This is a genomic window from Metapseudomonas phytobenefica, from assembly GCF_043392685.1.
Lineage (GTDB): Bacteria > Pseudomonadota > Gammaproteobacteria > Pseudomonadales > Pseudomonadaceae > Metapseudomonas.
In genome coordinates, this window is the sequence record NZ_JBHZGM010000032.1 from 39038 (window position 1) to 57769 (window position 18732).

Consider the following 18732-nt stretch of genomic DNA (forward strand, 5'->3'; position numbering starts at 1 on the left):
GCCACCATGCTAGAGCGCCCGGGGGATGGCTCCCATTCCTCCCAGGTACTACCTCGAAAGAGGCAGGCCGGATGGCGCCAGGTGCCTGGAGAGCCGGCTCATGTGTCTCAGCGCAGGTTCTCCATCGCCCAGACGGCGGCTTCGACCCGTGAGCGCAGCCCCAGCTTGTGCAGCAGGTTCTTCACATGGACCTTCACCGTGCCTTCGGTGATGCCCAGCTTGTTGCCGATCATCTTGTTGCTGAGGCCCGCAGCGATCATCTTCAGGACCTGGCGCTCGCGGTCCGTCAGGTCCAGCGAGCTGGCGCCCTGTGGTGCCCGCAACGCCTGGGCGAGGACGGCGGTCAGCGCCGGGCTGACCACCAGGGCGCCGCGCAGCACTTCGCGCAGGCGGCTGATCAGGTGCTCCGGCTCCATGTCCTTGAGCAGGTAGCCGTCGGCGCCGAAGCGCATGGCGTCGCGCACGTCTTGCTCGGCATCGGACACGGTGAACAGCAGGACCTTGCCGGCGAAGCCCTGTTCGCGCAGGCGCTTGAGCGTCTCCACGCCGTTGAGCTGGGGCATGTTGTTGTCCAGCACGATAAGGTCCGGCGAGAGCCTGGCCGCCAGCGCGCAGGCTTCTATGCCATTGTTCGCTTCACCCACCACCACCAGGTCGTTTTCCAGTTCGATGAGCTGGCGCAGGCCGCGACGCATCATCGGGTGGTCGTCGACCAGCAGCAGCGTGTGAGGGAGCATTGCGTTCATGAGAGTGCCTCGGGGTCCAGTTGGCGCAGGAAGCCCGGGCAGAACTTGAGCCGAACCCGGGTGCCATGGGGCTCCCTGCGTGAAAGGGTGAGCGTGCCGCCCAGGCTGCGGGCTCGCTCCTGCATGATGTTCAGGCCGTGGTGCTGGCGGCTGTCGAAGCCTGGGGTGATGCCGATGCCGTCATCCTCGATGATCAGCTCGACGTCATCGCCACGCTGGCGCAGCTGCACCCAGGCGTGCTCGGCCTGGGCGTGCCGCGCGCAATTGGAAAGCGCCTCGCGAGTGATCTGCAGCAGGTGGATCTGCTCGGTGGCGGAGAGGGTGAAGGCCAGTCGTTCGTTGTCCAGCAGCACCTGCAGGTTGCCGCGCTCGGCGAACTCGCGGGCGGTGTCGTCCAGAGCCTGCTCGATGCCGCCTTCCTGGATCTGCAGGCGGAAGGTGGTCAGCAATTCGCGCAGTTGGCGGTACGCGCTGTTAAGGCCTTCGCGCAGCTCGTCGCTGACCTCCAGCAGATGCTCGCCGCTTTCGCCCCGGCGAATCAGGGTTTGCAGGCGGCTTACCTGCAGCTTCATGTAGGACAGGGCCTGGGCCAGCGAGTCGTGCAGCTCGCGGGCGATGGTTGTGCGCTCGTCGAGCAATACCAGGCGGTGGTCCTGTTCACGCTGGCGTTCCAGGGACAGAGCGGTGCCGATGAGGTGAGCCAGCGCTTCGATCAGCTCGCGTTCCCAGCCGAGCGGTGCGTGCCCATCGAGGTAGTGGGCGCGCAGGTCACCCAGGGATTCTCCCTGGGAGTTGATCGGCACGCTGATGCGGTTGGGCATGCGTTGCCGCTGGCAGGTCGCGCAGTCGCCCGGCGCGCAGATTTCGCGGCTTGCGTCGCTGTGCAGGGCGATCAATTGTTCGACGGGCTGCTTCTGCCCGCCATTGAGGCAGAGCGAGAGGCTGAGGCCTGGCAAGCGTTGCTGGAAACGGTCGATCAGTTCGTGCAGCTGGTCGGCGTTGGCGGGTTGGCTGGCGATGCTGCGGCTGCTCTGGTAGAGCAGTTCGAGTGCCGCGTTGCTCTGCTCCAGTTCGCGGGTCTTGCTGGCGACGCGCGACTCCAGGGTCCGATGCGATTCCTCGATGGCATCGGCCATGGCGTTGAAGCTGTCCGCCATCTGTCCGAGTTCGTCGCGGGAACGGTATTCGATGCGGGCGTTGAGGTCGCCAGAGCGGAAGCGCTCGGCGGTGCTGACCAGTTCCTGCAGGGGATTGAGGACGCTGCTTTGCAGCTCGAACATGCCGACGATCAGGATCACCACCGTCAGCAGCAAGGCTGCGCCCTGGATGCTCTGCTGCCAGCCCTGGCGCCGTTCGCTCTCTTTCTGGAGTTGCAGTACGAAGTGCTCCAGCTCGCCGATGAAGGCTTCGGACTGTTGCGCGAACGCCATGCCGTCACCCCGTTCGAGGGCTGGCAGCAAGTGTTCCCGCCATTGCCGCTGAATGTTGTCGAAGGTGATGCCGAGTGGGTCGTCTCGTTCTTCGCCGACCATCTGTTTCAGCGATTCGCTGTCCAGGCGGCGCTGCATGTCGTCACGAAGGCGGGTGATGGTTTGCGGGGCGGCATCGGCCTCCAGCTGCCAGTTCAGGCGATAAGTCGCCATGCGCAGCGAGCCGGCGGTGTTGATGGCTGCCGCATCATCCTCGCTGATCAGGGCGATGAGTACCGCGCTGAACGCGCTGGAGAAAGCCAGCATCGCGATCAGTATCACCGCGAGCCCGGCCCGGGCCGGCAGTGAGCCCTTGAACCAGTCCGGCATGACCGCTACCTCCAAAGAGTTCGAATGGCTTCCAGGCGGCGCCGAGTTTGTCTGTAAGTCGTGTAAAACATTGATTTTAAAGGACTTAGTTGGGCATCGCCTACCTACCACTTTGGTGGTAGATGGCGGAATGGTAGGGCTGTGTCCGCCGTTGGCTCCTTGATCCAGGTCAAGGGAAATCAGCCGTCGGGAAATAGCCTGCCGCCATGAAAGCCGCTTGGGAGAGCGTTCATGGCGAGCAGGAAAGTGCAACAGGGATTGGTGCTGGGGATGAGTACCGCAGCGTTCACCATCTGCTTCATGGTGTGGATGATGTTCGCGGTGCTCGGCGTGCCCATCAAGGAACTGTTGCAGCTCAACGAGACCCAGTTCGGCCTGCTGGCTTCCACACCGGTGTTGACCGGGTCGCTGGTGCGCCTGCCGCTGGGCATGCTCACCGACCGCTTCGGCGGCCGCATCGTGTTCTTCGTTCTGATGCTGGTGTGCGTGCTGCCCCTCTACCTGATCAGCCAGGCGACGGAGTACTGGCAGTTCCTGGTGCTTGGCCTGTTCGTCGGCCTGGCCGGCGGCTCCTTCTCGGTGGGCATCGCCTACGTCGCCAAGTGGTTCGACGCGTCCAACCAGGGCCTGGCCATGGGCATCTTCGGCGCGGGCAACGCCGGTTCGGCACTGACCAAATTCGTCGCCCCGGCGATCATCGCCGCGGCCAGCTGGCAGATGGTGCCCAAGGTCTACTCGGCGATCATGTTCGTCACGGCGCTGCTGTTCTGGTTCTTCAGCTACGACAACAAGACCCATCGGGTGGCCGATGGCGTGTCACTGGCCGAGCAGCTGAAGACCCTGAAGGACCCGCGCGTGTGGCGCTACTGCCAGTACTACTCGATTGTCTTCGGCGGCTACGTGGCCCTGGCCCTGTGGATGACCAGGTACTACGTGCAGGAATACGACTTCAGCCTGCAGGGCGCGGCGCTGCTGGCTGCCTGCTTCTCCCTGCCGGGTGGCGTGCTGCGCGCCATCGGCGGCTGGATGTCGGACAGGTGGGGCGCGCACAGCGTGACCTGGTGGGTGATGTGGGTCAGCTGGATCTGCCTGTTCATCCTGTCCTATCCGCAAACCGACTTCACCGTGCACACCGTCGACGGGCCGCGCACTTTCCACATCGGCCTCAACGCCTGGATGTTCACCGCGCTGATGTTCGTCATGGGCATCTCCTGGGCCTTCGGCAAGGCCTCGGTGTTCAAGTACATCTCCGACGAGTTTCCCGATCGCATGGGCGCCGTGTCCGGCATCGTCGGGCTGGCCGGCGGCCTGGGTGGCTTCGTCCTGCCGATCCTCTTTGGCGCCCTGGTGGACCTCACCGGCGTGCGCAGCTCCTGCTTCATGCTGATGTACGGCGTGGTCTGGGTCTCCCTGATCTGGATGTACTTCAGCGAGGTTCGCAAAACCCCTGTCATGGGTACGGGTTCGTCCGCCCCCATGAGTTCCGCTTCCTGACGCTTCTAGGAGACAGAGCATGTCCGCAACCAAGAATCCGGCCATGAGGCAGTCGCCCCGGCAGGGGGCGGCGATCGAGGACTGGCGCCCGGAGGACCCGCATTTCTGGGGAACCACGGGAAAGGCCATCGCCACCCGCAACCTGTGGATTTCGATTCCCGCGCTGTTCCTGGCTTTTGCCGTGTGGATGGTATGGAGCACGGTGATCGTCCGCCTGAACGCCATCGGTTTCACCTTCAGCACCGACCAGCTGTTCTGGCTGGCAGCGTTGCCGGGGCTGTCCGGCGCGACCCTGCGCGTTTTCTACTCGTTCATGGTGCCGGTGTTCGGCGGCCGGCGCTGGACCGCGCTGAGCACCGCTTCGCTGCTGATACCGGCGGTGTGGATGGGCATTGCCGTGCAGAACCCGGCCACGCCCTACAGCGTGTTCGTGATCATCGCCCTGCTGTGCGGCTTCGGCGGCGGCAACTTCGCCTCCTCGATGTCCAACATCAGCTTCTTCTATCCCAAGTCCCAGCAGGGCACCGCCCTGGGCCTGAACGCCGGACTGGGCAACCTGGGTGTCTCGGCCATGCAGTTCCTGGTCCCGCTGGTGATCGGCTTCGGCCTGTTCGGTGCGCTTGGCGGCAAGCCGCAGGAACTGGCCGACGGTAGCCAGCTGTGGCTGCAGAACGCCGGCCTGATCTGGGTTCCGATGATCTGCGCGGTGATGGTGGCGGCCTGGTTCGGCATGAACGACCTGGCCTCGGCCCGTGCTTCCTTCTCCGAGCAGGCGGTGATCTTCAAGCGCAAGCACAACTGGCTGATGTGCTGGCTGTACCTGGCCACCTTCGGTTCCTTCATCGGTTTCGCCGCGGCTTTCCCGCTGCTGATAAAGACGTCCTTCCCGGAAGTCACCGCCTTGCGGTTCGCCTTCCTCGGCCCGTTGGTAGGCGCCCTGGCACGGCCGCTGGGTGGCTGGGTGGCGGACAGGCTGGGCGGCGCGCGGGTCACCCTGTGGAACTTCGTGGTGATGATCGCTGCGGTGTTCGGGGTCATCGCCTTCCTGCCCCATGGCGGGGAGGAGGGCAACTTCTACGGTTTCCTGGCCATGTTCATGCTGCTGTTCGTTGCCACCGGCATCGGCAACGGCTCGACCTTCAGCATGATCCCGGTGATTTTCCGCACCCTGCATGAGCACCTCAGTGCCGGCAAGGGCACGGCGGCCAGGGAGCAGGCGCTCAAGTCCGCCGGCAAGGAGTCGGCCGCGGTGCTCGGTTTCAGCTCGGCCATCGGGGCGTTCGGTGCCTTCTTCATTCCCAAGTCGTTCGGCAGCTCCATCGCCCTCACTGGAGGGCCGGAGGTCGCCCTGTACGTGTTCGTCGGCTATTACGCGAGCTGCATCCTGGTTACCTGGTGGTGGTACTCGCGCAAAGGCGCGGAAACCCCCTGTTGAGTTCGCCTTCAAGAAAGATGACGAGCGCAGGGGCAACTGCCTGCGCTCAGCCTGAGAGGAAAAGTAAATGAGCCATCTACTCGACCAGCTGCGCTTCTTCAATCGCAAGCAAGGAGAGTTCGCCGACGGTCATGGCGAGACGCGCAAGGAGTCGCGTGACTGGGAGAACGTCTACCGCTCGCGCTGGCAGTACGACAAGATCGTGCGTTCCACCCACGGGGTGAACTGCACCGGGTCCTGTTCCTGGAAGATCTACGTGAAGAACGGCCTGATCACCTGGGAGACCCAGCAGACCGACTACCCGCGCACCCGCAACGACCTGCCCAACCACGAACCGCGCGGCTGCCCGCGCGGCGCCAGCTACAGCTGGTACATCTACAGCGCCAACCGCCTGAAGTATCCCAAGGTACGCAAGCCGCTGCTCAAGCTGTGGCGCGAGGCGCGCCGCAGCCTGGCGCCGGTGGAGGCCTGGGCCAGCATCGTCGAGGATCCGGTCAAGGCCGCCAGCTACAAGAGCAAGCGCGGCATGGGCGGTTTCATCCGCTCCAGCTGGAGCGAGGTCAACGAGATCATCGCCGCCGCCAACGTCTACACGGTCAAGCGGTATGGCCCGGATCGGGTGATCGGCTTCTCGCCGATCCCGGCCATGTCGATGGTCAGCTACGCCGCCGGCAGCCGCTATCTGTCGCTGATCGGCGGGGTGTGCCTGTCGTTCTACGACTGGTACTGCGACCTGCCGCCGGCCTCGCCGCAGGTGTGGGGTGAGCAGACCGACGTGCCGGAGTCCGCCGACTGGTACAACTCCAACTACATCATCGCCTGGGGCTCCAACGTACCGCAGACCCGGACCCCGGACGCCCACTTCTTCACCGAGGTGCGCTACAAGGGCACCAAGACCGTGGCCATCACCCCGGACTATGCGGAAGTCGCCAAGCTCACCGATCTCTGGCTCAACCCCAAGCAGGGTACTGACGCGGCACTGGCCCAGGCCTTCGCCCACGTCATCTTCAAGGAATTCCATCTGGAGAAGCCCAGCGCCTACTTCCGCGACTACGCCAAGCGCTACACCGACCTGCCGATGCTGGTGCTGCTGGAGGAGAAGGACGGCAGCCACGTCGCCGACCGTTTCCTGCGCGCCTCCGACCTGACCGGCAATCTCGGCCAGGACAACAACCCCGAGTGGAAAACCATTGCCATGGATGCCAGCGGCGAGCTGGTGTCGCCGCAGGGCGCCATCGGCTACCGCTGGGGCGAGAAGGGCAAGTGGAACATCGAGGCCCGCGAGGGCAGGGAAGGTCGCGAGGTCGATCTGCAGCTTACCCAGGTCGATGACGGCGAGGCCGTGGAGGTCGCCTTCCCGTACTTCGGCGGCCTGAGCCACGAGCACTTCAGTCACGTTGCGGGCGAGGAAATCCAGCTGCGCCGCGTGCCGGTCAAGAGCCTGACCCTGGCCGATGGCCGCAGCGTGAAGGTCGCCACCGTATTCGATCTGATGGCCGCCAACCTCGGCATCGACCGGGGCCTGGGCGGCAAGCACGTCGCCAGCAGCTATGACGATGCCGGCGTTCCCGGTACACCGGCCTGGCAGGAGCAGATCACCGGGGTTTCACGCGAGAAGGTCATCCAGGTCGCTCGCGAATTCGCCGACAACGCCGACAAGACCCATGGCCGTAGCATGATCATCGTCGGGGCGGCGATGAACCACTGGTACCACATGGACATGAACTACCGTGGCCTGATCAACATGCTGATGTTGTGCGGCTGCGTGGGTCAGACCGGTGGCGGCTGGGCCCATTACGTCGGCCAGGAAAAGCTGCGTCCGCAGTGCGGCTGGCTGCCCCTGGCCTTCGGCCTCGACTGGCACCGTCCACCGCGGCAGATGAACGGCACCAGCTTCTTCTACAACCACAGCTCGCAGTGGCGCCACGAGAAGATGAGCATCCACGAGGTGCTCTCGCCGCTGGCCGACAAGTCGCGGTTCCCCGAGCACATGCTCGACTACAACATCCGCGCCGAGCGCGCCGGCTGGCTGCCCAGCGCACCGCAGTTGAACCGCAACCCGCTGCAGATCACCCGTGATGCCGCGGCGGCCGGCATGGAGCCCGCGGACTACGTGGTCAAGTCACTGGCGGACGGCAGCCTGCGCTTCGCCTGCGAGCAGCCGGACAACCCGGACAACTTCCCGCGCAACATGTTCATCTGGCGCTCCAACCTGCTGGGCTCATCCGGCAAGGGCCACGAGTACATGCTCAAGTACCTGCTGGGCACACGTAACGGGGTGATGAACGAGGACCTCGGCAAGCGCGGCGGCTTCAAACCAGAGGAAGCCGAGTGGGTGGACGAGGGCGCCATCGGCAAGCTCGACCTGGTGACCACCCTCGACTTCCGCATGTCCTCCACCTGCGTGTATTCCGACATCGTCCTGCCGACCGCCACCTGGTACGAGAAGGACGACATGAACACCTCGGACATGCACCCCTTCATCCACCCGTTGTCGGCGGCCATCGATCCGGCCTGGGAGGCGCGCTCCGACTGGGAGATCTACAAGGGCATCGCCAAGGCTTTCTCGGCAATGGCCGAGGGGCACCTGGGCGTGGAGAAGGACCTGGTCACCGTGCCGCTGCTGCACGACACCCCCGGTGAACTGGCGCAACCATTCGGCGGCAGCGACTGGAAGACTGCCGGCGTCACCCCGCAACCGGGCAAGAACTGCCCGAACATCACGGTCATCGAGCGCGACTACCCGAACACCTACAAGAAGTTCAGCTCCCTGGGTCCGCTGCTGGACAAGCTGGGCAACGGCGGCAAGGGCATTACCTGGAACACCGAGCACGAAGTCGAGTTCCTCGGCAAGCTGAACTACAAGGTGCGCGAGGAAGGCGTCAGTCAAGGCCGGCCGAAGATCGAGACGGCCATCGACGCGGCCGAGGTGATCCTCAGCCTGGCGCCGGAAACCAATGGTCACGTCGCGGTGAAGGCCTGGGCCGCGCTATCGGAATTCACCGGCCGCGACCACACCCACCTGGCCCTGCCCAAGGAACACGAGTCGATCCGCTTCCGCGACATCCAGGCGCAGCCGCGCAAGATCATCTCCAGCCCCACCTGGTCGGGCCTGGAAGACGAGCACGTCAGCTACAACGCGGGCTACACCAACGTTCACGAGCTGATCCCGTGGCGCACCCTCACCGGCCGCCAGCAGTTCTACCAGGATCACCCCTGGATGCTGGCCTTCGGCGAAGGCCTGCAGAGCTACCGGCCGCCGATCAACACCCGTTCGACCGGTTATGTGAAGGGCAAGATGTCCAACGGCAACCCGGAGATCTGCCTGAACTGGATCACTCCGCACCAGAAGTGGGGCATCCACAGCACCTACAGCGACAACCTGATCATGCTGACCCTGAGCCGCGGCGGCCCGATCGTCTGGATGAGCGAGATCGACGCGAAGAAGGTCGGCATCGAAGACAACGACTGGATCGAGTGCTTCAACGCCAACGGCGCGCTCACCGCTCGCGCGGTGGTCAGCCAGCGGGTCAAGGAGGGCATGGTGATGATGTACCACGCCCAGGAACGCATCGTGAACGTGCCCGGCGCCGAGAGCACCAGGACCCGCGGCGGCCACCACAACTCGGTGACCCGCGTGGTCCTCAAGCCCACCCACATGATCGGCGGCTATGCCCAGCTGGCCTATGGCTTCAACTACTACGGCACCGTGGGTTGCAACCGCGACGAGTTCGTCGTGGTGCGCAAGATGAACAAAGTGGACTGGCTGGACGGGCCCGATGGCGACGCCCTGCCACAACCGCTGCCGACCGAGATTGAGTGAGGAGTGATGCCATGAAGATCCGTTCACAAGTGGGCATGGTCCTTAACCTGGACAAATGCATCGGCTGCCACACCTGCTCGATCACCTGCAAGAACGTCTGGACCAGTCGCGAAGGCATGGAGTACGCCTGGTTCAACAACGTCGAGACCAAGCCCGGTATCGGCTATCCCAAGGAATGGGAGAACCAGGAGAAATGGAAGGGCGGCTGGGTCCGCAACAAGGATGGCTCGATCAACCCGAGGATCGGCGGCAAGTTCCGCGTGCTGGCGAACATCTTCGCCAACCCGGACTTGCCGAGCATCGACGACTACTACGAGCCGTTCGACTTCGACTACCAGCACCTGCATACCGCCCCGCTGGGCGACCACCAGCCGGTGGCGCGCCCTCGCTCGGTGATTTCCGGCCAGCGCATGCAGAAGATCGAGTGGGGCCCGAACTGGGAGGAAATCCTCGGCACCGAATTCGCCAAGCGGCGCAAGGACAAGAACTTCGACCAGGTGCAGGCCGACATCTATGGCGAGTACGAAAACACTTTCATGATGTACCTGCCGCGCCTGTGCGAACACTGCCTGAACCCGGCGTGCGCCGCGTCCTGCCCCAGCGGCGCGATCTACAAGCGCGAAGAGGACGGCATCGTCCTGATCGACCAGGAGAAATGCCGCGGCTGGCGCATGTGCATCAGCGGCTGCCCGTACAAGAAGATCTACTTCAACTGGAAGAGCGGCAAATCCGAGAAGTGCATCTTCTGCTACCCGCGCATCGAGGCGGGCATGCCGACCGTGTGTTCGGAAACCTGCGTCGGCCGGATTCGCTACCTGGGCGTGCTGCTGTATGACGCCGACCGTATCCATGAGGTGGCCAGCACCCCGAGCGAGCAGGACCTGTACCAGAAGCAGCTGGAAATCTTCCTCGATCCCCATGATCCCAAGGTCATCGAACAGGCGTTGAAGGACGGCGTGCCCAGGTCGGTCATCGAGGCCGCGCAGAAGTCGCCGGTATACAAGCTCGCCGTCGACTGGCAGCTGGCCCTCCCGCTGCACCCGGAATACCGCACCCTGCCGATGGTCTGGTACGTGCCGCCGCTGTCGCCGATCCAGAATGCCGCCGCCAAGGGCAGCGTCAGCATGGACGGCGTGTTGCCGGACGTGGACAGCCTGCGCATCCCGGTGCGCTACCTGGCCAACCTGCTCACCGCCGGCGACGAGAAGCCGGTCAAGCTGGCCCTCAAGCGTCTGCTGGCGATGCGCGCCTACAAGCGTGCCGAGCAGGTCGACGGCGTGCAGGATCTCAAGGTGCTGGAGTCGGTCGGCCTGAGCGTCGCCCAGTGCGAGGACATGTACCGCTATCTGGCCATCGCTAACTACGAAGATCGTTATGTGATTCCCACCGCGCACCGTGAAGAGGCCATGAGCGACGCCTTCGCCGAGCGCTCGGGCTGCGGTTTCAGTTTCGGCAGCGGCTGCAGCGGCAGTTCGGACACCAACATGTTCGGCGCCAGGAAGGCCAACCGCCGCGACATCCTCAAGACCGTGCAACTGTGGGAGGACTGAACATGCGCATTCTCAAGGTGATTTCCCTGTTGCTGGACTATCCCGACGAGGCCTTGCAAGGCGCCCGTACCGAGTTGCACGAGGCAATCGGCAGTGCCCGCGAGATCAGTCCTGAGCAGCGGAGTCTGCTGATCGCGCTGCTCGACGAACTGGCCGGCGACGAGCTGATGGATGTGCAGGAGCGTTACTCCGAGCTGTTCGACCGTGGCCGCGCGCTGTCGTTGCTGCTGTTCGAGCACGTGCATGGCGAGTCCCGCGATCGTGGCCAGGCCATGGTCGACCTGATGGCCCAGTACGAGGCCGCCGGCTTTGCCATCGGCGTGCGCGAGCTGCCGGACTACATCCCGCTGTACCTGGAATTCCTCGCCAGCCGCGAGGACCTGGAAGCCCGCGAGGGCCTGGCTGACGTGGCGCATCTGCTGGCCTTGCTGGCGGCGCGCCTGGAAGAGCGCCGGAGCGCCTACGCGGCCTGCTTCCGTGCGCTGTTGCAAATCGCTGGCGAGCAGCCGGCAGCGGCGGTGGAGCAGGTGCGCGAGCGGGTAGCCGGCGAGCAGCGCGATGACAGCCTGGAGGCTCTGGACAAGGTGTGGGAGGAGGAGGCCGTCGATTTCCTCCAGGCCGAGCAGCAGGAACGCTGCCCGAGCCAGCCCGGCCTGCCAGGCAAGGCCCGCGAGGAAGTGCCCGTGCCGCTGCACTGGGTGGGGTTCAAGCAAGACGGGCAGGCCGCTGCGCCGGCCCGGGAGGTTCGCAATGTCTAACGTCAATCTGCTGCTGTTCGGGATTTATCCCTACGTTGCCCTGGCCATCTGCATCATCGGCAGCTGGGCGCGATTCGACCTCGCGCAGTACAGCTGGAAAGCCGGTTCCAGCCAGGTGTTCAACCGTACGCCGGCCGAGCATCGCTACATGCGCATCGCCAGCAACCTGTTCCACGTCGGCGTGCTGTTCATCCTCGCTGGCCATTTCGTTGGCCTGCTGACGCCCGAGGCGGTGTATCACACGGTCATCAGCACCGCGAACAAGCAACTGCTGGCGATGGTCTCCGGGGGCTTCTTCGGCGTTCTCTGCCTGATCGGCCTGTTGATGCTGCTGTACCGCCGTCTCAACGATCCGCGCGTGCGCGCCAGTTCCAACCTGTCCGACATCCTCGTCCTGTTGGTGTTGCTGGCGCAGTTGGTGCTCGGCCTGCTGACCATAGTTGCCTCCGCCCAGCACCTGGATGGTTCGGTCATGGTGCTGCTGGGCAACTGGGCGCAGGCGGTGGTCACCCTGCAGCCGCAGGTCGCGGCGGCGAACATCGCTCCGGTGGGGCTGGTGTACAAGCTGCACGTATTCCTCGGCTTGAGCCTGTTCGTGCTGTTCCCCTTTACCCGCCTGGTGCACATCGTCAGTGCGCCGGTGTGGTACTTGGGGCGGCGCTACCAGATCGTCCGGCAGAAAGGTTGAAACGACTCCGGTCCACCGGGCATTCCGGCGGACCGGGTTCACCAGGTTGAAGCGAAGCGGAGAACTCATCATGGGATGTGGATGCGGCGGTAACAGTAATGGTGGTGGCTGCGGCGGAGGGCTGCAGCCGCTGCCCGAGGCGCTGGCGAGCGCGCCGGTGGTGCAGGAAGTGGTGCCCGAGTCGCGTTCCGAGACGGACGAGGCACTGAAAGAGGAGGACGAGGCACCAGGTGAGCTGATCGCCAGCAGTGAGCAGGAATGGCCGCGGATCAAGGTCAATGGTGTGCGCATCGCGCCCGAAGCCATCGCCCGCGAGTTGCAGTATCACCCGGCCGGCAGCCGCCGGGAGGCGGTGTTCCTGGCCAGCCAGGCACTGGTGATCCGCGAGTTGCTGCAGCAGCGCATCGCCGAGTTGGGCCTGCGGGTGCGGGCGCAGGCGGGGGAGAGCGAGGAGGAGGCCGCGACCCGCGCGCTGATCGAGCGCGAGGTACCCCTGCCAAGCGCCGATGAGGCGGCCTGCCGGCAGTTTTTCGCCAACAACCGTGAGCGCTTTGCCAGCGCTCCGCTGCTGGCTGTACGGCATATCCTGCTGGCCTGCCCGCCGGAGGATGCCGAAGAACGTAGCCGTACCCGCGAACGTGCCGAGGCTTTGCTCGGCGAACTGACCCGCGACCCGACGCGTTTCGCCGAACTGGCCGCCGCCCATTCGGACTGCCCGTCTGGCGATCAGGGTGGCGCCCTCGGCCAGCTCAGCAAGGGGCAGACTGTGCCGGAGTTCGAGCGTCAGCTGTTCCGCCTGCCGCCGGGGCTGGCGGGGCGGCCGCTGGAGAGCCGCTACGGTTTCCATCTGGTCTGCGTCGATCAGCGCATCGAGGGCCAGCCGCTGCCTTACGAAGCCGTCGAGTGCAGCATCCGCGACGAGCTCGATCAGCGCGTCTGGCAGTCGGCGGTGAAGCAGTACCTGAAGGGGCTGGTCGGTGCAGCGGACATCCAGGGCATCGTAATCGAGGCGGCCGACTCCCCGCTGGTGCAGTGACATCCGCTTCCCCCGGAGCTCATTCGGGGGCTGATCGCAAGCATCGCCCGGAAGAGCTTCCTCTCTTCCGCTGGCGGGGGAGAAGCCGGGAAAGGTAATCCAACGATGGACACACAACTGCGGGATGGCTTCGGCCGCCGCATCGACTACCTGCGTATCTCCGTGACCGATCGTTGTGACTTCCGCTGCGTGTACTGCATGGCCGAGGACATGAAGTTCCTGCCGCGCCAGCAAGTACTCACGCTGGAAGAGCTGGAACGGTTGGCGCGCCTGTTCGTGGCCAACGGAGTGAAGAAGATCCGTCTGACCGGCGGTGAACCGCTGGTGCGTCCCGGCATCGTCGGCCTGTGCGAGCGCATCGCTGCGCTGCCTGGGCTGCGCGAGCTGGTGATGACCACCAACGGTTCGCAGCTGGGAAAACTGGCCCGGCCGCTGGCCGACGCGGGAGTCAGACGTCTCAACATCAGCCTCGATACGTTGCGTCCCGAACGCTTCAAGGCCATCACCCGTACCGGCGACCTGGCCCAGGTACTGGCCGGCATCGACGCGGCGCGTGAAGCCGGTTTCCAGCGCATCAAGCTCAACTGCGTGGTGATGCGGGGACGCAACGATGACGAAGTAGTGGAGCTGGTCGACCATGCGCTGGCGCGTGGCCTGGACATCAGCTTCATCGAGGAAATGCCATTGGGTGACGTCGGTCGTTCGCGCGGTGAGAGTTTCTGCTCCAGCGACCAGGTACGCGAACTGATCGGGCAGCGCTACAGCCTGCTCGACAGTGCCGAGCAGAGCGGCGGACCGGCACGCTATGTGCGCCTGGCGGGCTATCCGGACAGCCGCATCGGTTTCATATCGCCCCATAGTCACAACTTCTGCGCCACCTGCAACCGGGTGCGCCTGACCGTGGAGGGACGCTTGCTGCTGTGTCTCGGCCACGAGCATTCCCTCGACCTGCGTGCCTTGTTGCGCCGTTATCCGGAGTCGGACGCGCCGCTGCTTCAGGCGATTCAGGCCGGCCTGGCGCACAAGCCGTTGCGCCATGAATTCAGCGCCTCCGGCGAAGTGCAGGTGTTGCGCTTCATGAACGCCAGCGGCGGCTGATCGACAGCAGGCGTCGCTCGGCGCTTGCTGTCGGCCCGCATTTCCTCCCCGCAAGCGACTTTTTCCCAACTTGATTGCAATCAATTTTTGTTTCGTTGCTCTGAGGATAATTCGCTGCATATTGTGTTTTCAAATTTAAAAAACACCATATGTTGCGATCTGGAGGTGTGAATGAGTACCCGGAAAACGATGCCCAGGCCACGGACCCTGTTCAAGCGCGATGGCAGCGAAGTCTCTTTCGATGAATCCAAGATCCAGCGCGCCATCCTGGCGGCAGGCCTGGCCACCGGAGAGCTCGCCGCCGACCAGTCCGAGGCACTGACGATAGCCGTGCTGGCCCGTCTGCCGGGGCTGCAGAGTCTGGATGTCGAGCAGGTGCAGGACAAGGTCGAGCTGGTACTGATGGAAGGCGGATACTACGCCACCGCACGTGCCTACATCGTCTACCGCGAGCGCCACGGCCGGTTGCGCCGTGACCGCAAGCACCTGGTGGACGTGGCGGCGTCGATGAACGAATACCTCAACCGGGAGGACTGGCGGGTGCAGGCCAATGCCAACCAGGGCTATTCCCTGGGCGGGCTGATTCTCAACGTCTCCGGCAAGGTCACTGCCAATTACTGGCTGGACGAGGTGTACAGTGCGGAGATCGGAAAGGCCCACCGTGAGGCCGACCTGCACATCCACGACCTCGACATGCTGGCTGGCTACTGTGCCGGCTGGTCGCTGCGCAGCCTCTTGCACGAGGGCCTGAACGGCGTACCGGGGCGGGTCGAGGCCGGGCCGCCGAAGCACCTGTCCAGCGCCTTGGGGCAGATGGTCAATTTCCTCGGTACCCTGCAGAACGAATGGGCCGGCGCGCAGGCGTTCAGCTCGTTCGATACCTACCTGGCGCCCTATGTACGCAAGGATGGCCTGGGTTACGCCGAGGTGCGCCAGTCGTTGCAGGAGTTCATCTACAACCTCAACGTGCCGTCGCGCTGGGGCACCCAGACGCCCTTCACCAACCTGACCTTCGACTGGGTCTGTCCAGAAGACCTGCGTGAACAGGTGCCGGTGATCGGCGGCCGGGAGATGTCTTTCCGCTATGGCGAGCTGCAGGCCGAGATGGACCTGATCAACCGTGCCTACATCGAGGTGATGATGGCCGGCGACGCCCGGGGGAGGGTGTTCACTTTCCCGATCCCCACCTACAACATCACCCACGACTTCCCCTGGGACAGCGACAACGCCACGCGCCTGTTCGAGATGACTGCGCGTTATGGCCTGCCGTATTTCCAGAACTTCCTCAACTCGGACATGCAGCCCAATCAGGTGCGCTCCATGTGCTGCCGCCTGCAGCTGGACGTTCGCGAGTTGCTCAAGCGCGGCAATGGCCTTTTCGGCTCGGCCGAGCAGACCGGATCACTGGGGGTGGTGACCATCAACTGCGCGCGTCTGGGCTTTCTCTACCGGGATGATGTCGAGGGCCTGTCCAAGCGGCTGGACGAGCTGCTGCGCATGGCCTTCGAGAGCCTGGAGGTCAAGCGCAAGGTGATCCAGCATCACATGGACGCCGGTCTCTATCCCTACACCAGGCGCTACCTCGGCACGCTGCGCAACCATTTCTCCACCATTGGCGTGAACGGGCTGCACGAGATGGTGCGCAATTTCACCGCCGACCGCGAAGGCATGCATACCGAGGCGGGGCGGCAGCTGGCGCTTAGCCTGCTGGACCATGTGCGGGCACAGCTGGTGGAGTTCCAGGAGGAAAGCGGCCATCTGTACAACCTCGAGGCGACCCCGGCGGAAGGCACTACCTACCGCTTCGCCAAGGAAGATAGAAAGCGTTTCCCCGGCATCCTCCAGGCCGGTACGCCAGAGGCGCCTTACTACACCAACTCCTCGCAGCTGCCGGTGGGCTTCACCGACGACCCTTTCCAGGCCCTGGAGCTGCAGGACGCCCTGCAGTGCAAGTACACCGGCGGCACCGTGTTGCACCTGTACATGGCCGAGCGTGTGTCTTCGGCCCAGGCCTGCAAGGAACTGGTGCGCACGTCCCTGAGCCGCTTCCACCTGCCTTACCTGACAGTGACGCCGACCTTCTCCATCTGCCCGGTACATGGCTACCTGGCCGGCGAACACGAATTCTGTCCGAAGTGCGACGAGGTGCTGTTGCAGAAGCAGCAGTGCTGCGGCGCGTGCAACTGATCCACGAACCCACCCACAGCAAGGAGCAACATCATGAACGCAACCGTGCAACTCCCCGAAGACCAGCGCCAGCGCTGCGAAGTCTGGACCCGCGTCATGGGCTACCACCGTCCGGTGGCGGCCTTCAATCCGGGCAAGCAGTCGGAGCATCGCGAACGGCGCCATTTCAACGAACCCGGGGGACGAAACTGAGGGATTGAATCCGTCATACAGTCCGATCATTCCCTCTCGACGGCCTGCCCGGGATTCCGGGCGGGCCCTCGCGTTTGCGGAGACCGTCATGCACGCCGATTGCCAGAATTCCGTCCGTCCCGCCGGCAGCAAACGCTCGCTGCGGATCGGCGGGCTGTTGCCGATGACTACCCTCGACTATCCGGATCACCTGGCCTGTGTGCTGTTCTGCCAGGGCTGCGCCTGGAACTGCCGTTATTGTCACAATCCCGAACTGATCCGCCGTGGGGCGAAGCCTGCCATGAGCTGGGGGCAGGTCCTGGCCTTCCTCAAGCAGCGGCAGGGACTGTTGCAGGCAGTGGTGTTCAGTGGCGGCGAGGCCACCCTGCAGCCAGCCTTGCCGCAGGCCATGCGCGAGGTTCGTGCCCGTGGTTTCAAGGTCGGCCTGCACAGCGCCGGCATCAAGCCCGGCGCGCTGCGGCGGGTGCTGCCGCTGTGCGACTGGGTGGGGTTCGACGTCAAGGCACTCGAGGAGGACGTACCACTGATCACCGGCGTGGCCGGCAGCGGGCGGGCCAATTGGGATAGCCTGGATCTGCTGCTGGCCAGCGGAGTCGCCTACGAGTGCCGCACCACCGTGCATTGGCGCCTGTTCGACCCACTGCGCGTGCGGCGTCTGGCCGAGCGTCTTGCCGGTCTCGGCGTGGAACGGTTCGCGGTGCAGCTTGCACGGCCGGGGCAGATGCTGGACATGAGCCTCGGCGCGGCACCGACCCCGGACGAGGCCGACGAGTTGTGGGCTTACCTGGGGCAGCTGTTCAGGCGCTTCGAACTGCGCGAAGCCTGAGCCAGGGGCGCCGCCCGTAAGCAGCAGTCGGACCCCGGTGGTTGTCCGGGGTATTGCCGAAAAGCACGATTTCTTCGCGGCCGGCATGGGCGATTTTCTTGCCGTCGGCGATCACCTTGTCGTTTTCAGCAGGCGGCGTATTGTGAAAGTCACTCTCCCTTCTGGAGGTGTTGCTATGTTCCAGGTAATGCGAATTGGCGAGAACCGTATCGATGTCAACTTTGCCGGCAAGCTGGATAGCAGTGAAATGCGAACCGGAATAGAACAATTGGCGCAGCAGTCCGAAGGCATCGCTCATGGCCGGATGCTGTATCGGGTTGGTGAATTCAAGATGCCTACGCTGGGAGCAATGGCGGTTGAGGTGTCCCAGATTCCGCAGTTGTTCAAGGTGGCCAGGCGTTTCGATCGAATGGCGGTCGTGGCCGACAAGGAATGGGTGAGGAAGGTGAGCGAGGTCGAGGGAGCGCTGATTCCGGGGCTGACGATCAAGGCATTCGGTTCACAGCAAACAGCCGAAGCCGAAGCATGGCTACAGCACTAGCCCTGCCAGGTTCCGCCCGACATGCGCCGCCTTTGGGCGGCGCTTCTATTTCCGGCCTGTGCTCAGGCACAGATATAACCCGCTGCGAGTGAGGGAGGTGGCGCAGGCATGATCCGTGGCCCGAATGCCGGGGTGCTATTGGTGGGGCTGATGGTTTCAGTGGTTGTGTTCTTGGTGGCCCAGGCATTTTCCAAGAACCTGTTCCTCTTGTTTCTGCCGCTCGTGTTCGTTGGAACGGTCTGCTGGAAGTGGCCTACCCGGCGGGGCTGATTTCGGCCTGCGAGGCGCTGGCATGCCGTATGGAGCTTGGGCAGATGCCCTCTATATATAGGGGAGGGCGCGGAGGCTGTTTGAACGGGATGACGAAAAGTTTTCAATTAAGTGTTGACGGCAGATTCTGCGTCCCTATAATGCGCCCCACTTCCGGCGCAGCCGCCACGCAAAACTCCTTGTAGATCAATGAGTTAAGTTCTTGGCGAGGTGTTGGAAGGGTTCGCTTCGAGAAGTTCGCCGCTGGCGAATGAAGCTGAACCGGAGGTGTTGACAGCGAGTTTGAACG

13 protein-coding genes and 1 pseudogene are annotated in these 18732 nt (G+C 64.1%); 11 read left to right on the plus strand and 3 right to left on the minus strand.

Translation table 11 applies throughout. The features are described 5' to 3' along the window. Positions 1 to 107: 107 nt before the first annotated feature. A complete protein-coding gene (gene narL, locus ACFW0B_RS21290; protein WP_151134675.1) occupies positions 108 to 746 on the minus strand; it encodes a two-component system response regulator NarL in 639 nt (212 codons plus the stop codon). Next, positions 743 to 2545 carry an ATP-binding protein gene (locus ACFW0B_RS21295; RefSeq protein WP_151134673.1) on the minus strand — a complete coding sequence of 601 codons (1803 nt, stop codon included), beginning with the start codon at positions 2543 to 2545 and terminating at the stop codon, positions 743 to 745. The genes narL and ACFW0B_RS21295 overlap by 4 nt, the downstream gene beginning before the upstream one ends. A gap of 231 nt (positions 2546 to 2776) precedes the next feature. Between ACFW0B_RS21295 and ACFW0B_RS21300 the strand changes: the two genes are divergently transcribed. The 10 genes and pseudogenes from ACFW0B_RS21300 to ACFW0B_RS21345 all read left to right on the plus strand — a co-directional run bounded on the left by ACFW0B_RS21300 (position 2777) and on the right by ACFW0B_RS21345 (position 17632). Beyond that, positions 2777 to 4039 carry an MFS transporter gene (locus ACFW0B_RS21300; RefSeq protein ID WP_151134671.1) on the plus strand — a complete coding sequence of 421 codons (1263 nt, stop codon included), beginning with the start codon at positions 2777 to 2779 and terminating at the stop codon, positions 4037 to 4039. 43 nt (positions 4040 to 4082) lie between these two features. After that, entirely contained in the window at positions 4083 to 5474 is a 1392-nt protein-coding gene (locus ACFW0B_RS21305) for a NarK family nitrate/nitrite MFS transporter (protein ID WP_449150970.1), read from the plus strand. Positions 5475 to 5541: 67 nt separating this feature from the next. Beyond that, entirely contained in the window at positions 5542 to 9297 is a 3756-nt protein-coding gene (locus ACFW0B_RS21310) for a nitrate reductase subunit alpha (protein WP_151134668.1), read from the plus strand. A gap of 11 nt (positions 9298 to 9308) precedes the next feature. Continuing rightward, a complete protein-coding gene (gene narH / locus ACFW0B_RS21315) occupies positions 9309 to 10847 on the plus strand; it encodes a nitrate reductase subunit beta (RefSeq protein WP_151134665.1) in 1539 nt (512 codons plus the stop codon). A 2-nt stretch (positions 10848 to 10849) separates the two neighbouring features. Next, on the plus strand, positions 10850 to 11605 hold the full coding sequence (narJ, locus tag ACFW0B_RS21320) for a nitrate reductase molybdenum cofactor assembly chaperone (protein WP_151134663.1): 756 nt from the start codon (positions 10850 to 10852) through the stop codon (positions 11603 to 11605). Beyond that, the gene (narI, locus tag ACFW0B_RS21325; protein WP_151134661.1) at positions 11598 to 12293 is read left to right on the plus strand and encodes a respiratory nitrate reductase subunit gamma; all 696 of its coding nucleotides are present in this window, start codon (positions 11598 to 11600) and stop codon (positions 12291 to 12293) included. Before narJ ends, narI begins: the two co-directional genes overlap by 8 nt. 70 nt (positions 12294 to 12363) lie before the next feature. Next, positions 12364 to 13329 carry a peptidylprolyl isomerase gene (locus ACFW0B_RS21330; RefSeq protein ID WP_449150967.1) on the plus strand — a complete coding sequence of 322 codons (966 nt, stop codon included), beginning with the start codon at positions 12364 to 12366 and terminating at the stop codon, positions 13327 to 13329. 105 nt (positions 13330 to 13434) lie between these two features. After that, a complete protein-coding gene (moaA, locus tag ACFW0B_RS21335) occupies positions 13435 to 14427 on the plus strand; it encodes a GTP 3',8-cyclase MoaA (RefSeq protein ID WP_151134657.1) in 993 nt (330 codons plus the stop codon). A 189-nt stretch (positions 14428 to 14616) separates the two neighbouring features. Then, a pseudogene (locus ACFW0B_RS21340) lies at positions 14617 to 16788 on the plus strand (ribonucleoside triphosphate reductase); the annotation flags it as partial. Between the two features lie 106 nt (positions 16789 to 16894). Continuing rightward, a complete protein-coding gene (locus tag ACFW0B_RS21345; protein WP_449150968.1) occupies positions 16895 to 17632 on the plus strand; it encodes an anaerobic ribonucleoside-triphosphate reductase activating protein in 738 nt (245 codons plus the stop codon). Here the strand turns inward: ACFW0B_RS21345 and ACFW0B_RS21350 are convergent. Then, on the minus strand, positions 17604 to 17930 hold the full coding sequence (locus ACFW0B_RS21350; protein WP_226284457.1) for a hypothetical protein: 327 nt from the start codon (positions 17928 to 17930) through the stop codon (positions 17604 to 17606). The two genes, ACFW0B_RS21345 and ACFW0B_RS21350, sit on opposite strands and share 29 nt — an antisense overlap. On the opposite strand from ACFW0B_RS21350, the gene ACFW0B_RS21355 reads away from it, so the two are divergent. Next, entirely contained in the window at positions 17820 to 18173 is a 354-nt protein-coding gene (locus tag ACFW0B_RS21355; protein ID WP_226284418.1) for a SpoIIAA family protein, read from the plus strand. The genes ACFW0B_RS21350 and ACFW0B_RS21355 overlap by 111 nt on opposite strands. Positions 18174 to 18732 lie beyond the last annotated feature (559 nt).

Coding starts and splice junctions, on each gene's coding strand:
- narL (WP_151134675.1), bottom strand. CDS start 746: ATGAACGCAATGCTCCCTCACACGCTGCTGCTGGTCGACGACCACCCG.
- ACFW0B_RS21300 (WP_151134671.1), top strand. CDS start 2,777: ATGGCGAGCAGGAAAGTGCAACAGGGATTGGTGCTGGGGATGAGTACC.
- narJ (WP_151134663.1), top strand. CDS start 10,850: ATGCGCATTCTCAAGGTGATTTCCCTGTTGCTGGACTATCCCGACGAG.
- moaA (WP_151134657.1), top strand. CDS start 13,435: ATGGACACACAACTGCGGGATGGCTTCGGCCGCCGCATCGACTACCTG.
- narI (WP_151134661.1), top strand. CDS start 11,598: ATGTCTAACGTCAATCTGCTGCTGTTCGGGATTTATCCCTACGTTGCC.
- ACFW0B_RS21295 (WP_151134673.1), bottom strand. CDS start 2,545: ATGCCGGACTGGTTCAAGGGCTCACTGCCGGCCCGGGCCGGGCTCGCG.
- narH (WP_151134665.1), top strand. CDS start 9,309: ATGAAGATCCGTTCACAAGTGGGCATGGTCCTTAACCTGGACAAATGC.
- ACFW0B_RS21350 (WP_226284457.1), bottom strand. CDS start 17,930: ATGAGCGATGCCTTCGGACTGCTGCGCCAATTGTTCTATTCCGGTTCG.
- ACFW0B_RS21330 (WP_449150967.1), top strand. CDS start 12,364: ATGGGATGTGGATGCGGCGGTAACAGTAATGGTGGTGGCTGCGGCGGA.
- ACFW0B_RS21310 (WP_151134668.1), top strand. CDS start 5,542: ATGAGCCATCTACTCGACCAGCTGCGCTTCTTCAATCGCAAGCAAGGA.
- ACFW0B_RS21355 (WP_226284418.1), top strand. CDS start 17,820: ATGCGAATTGGCGAGAACCGTATCGATGTCAACTTTGCCGGCAAGCTG.
- ACFW0B_RS21305 (WP_449150970.1), top strand. CDS start 4,083: ATGAGGCAGTCGCCCCGGCAGGGGGCGGCGATCGAGGACTGGCGCCCG.
- ACFW0B_RS21345 (WP_449150968.1), top strand. CDS start 16,895: ATGCACGCCGATTGCCAGAATTCCGTCCGTCCCGCCGGCAGCAAACGC.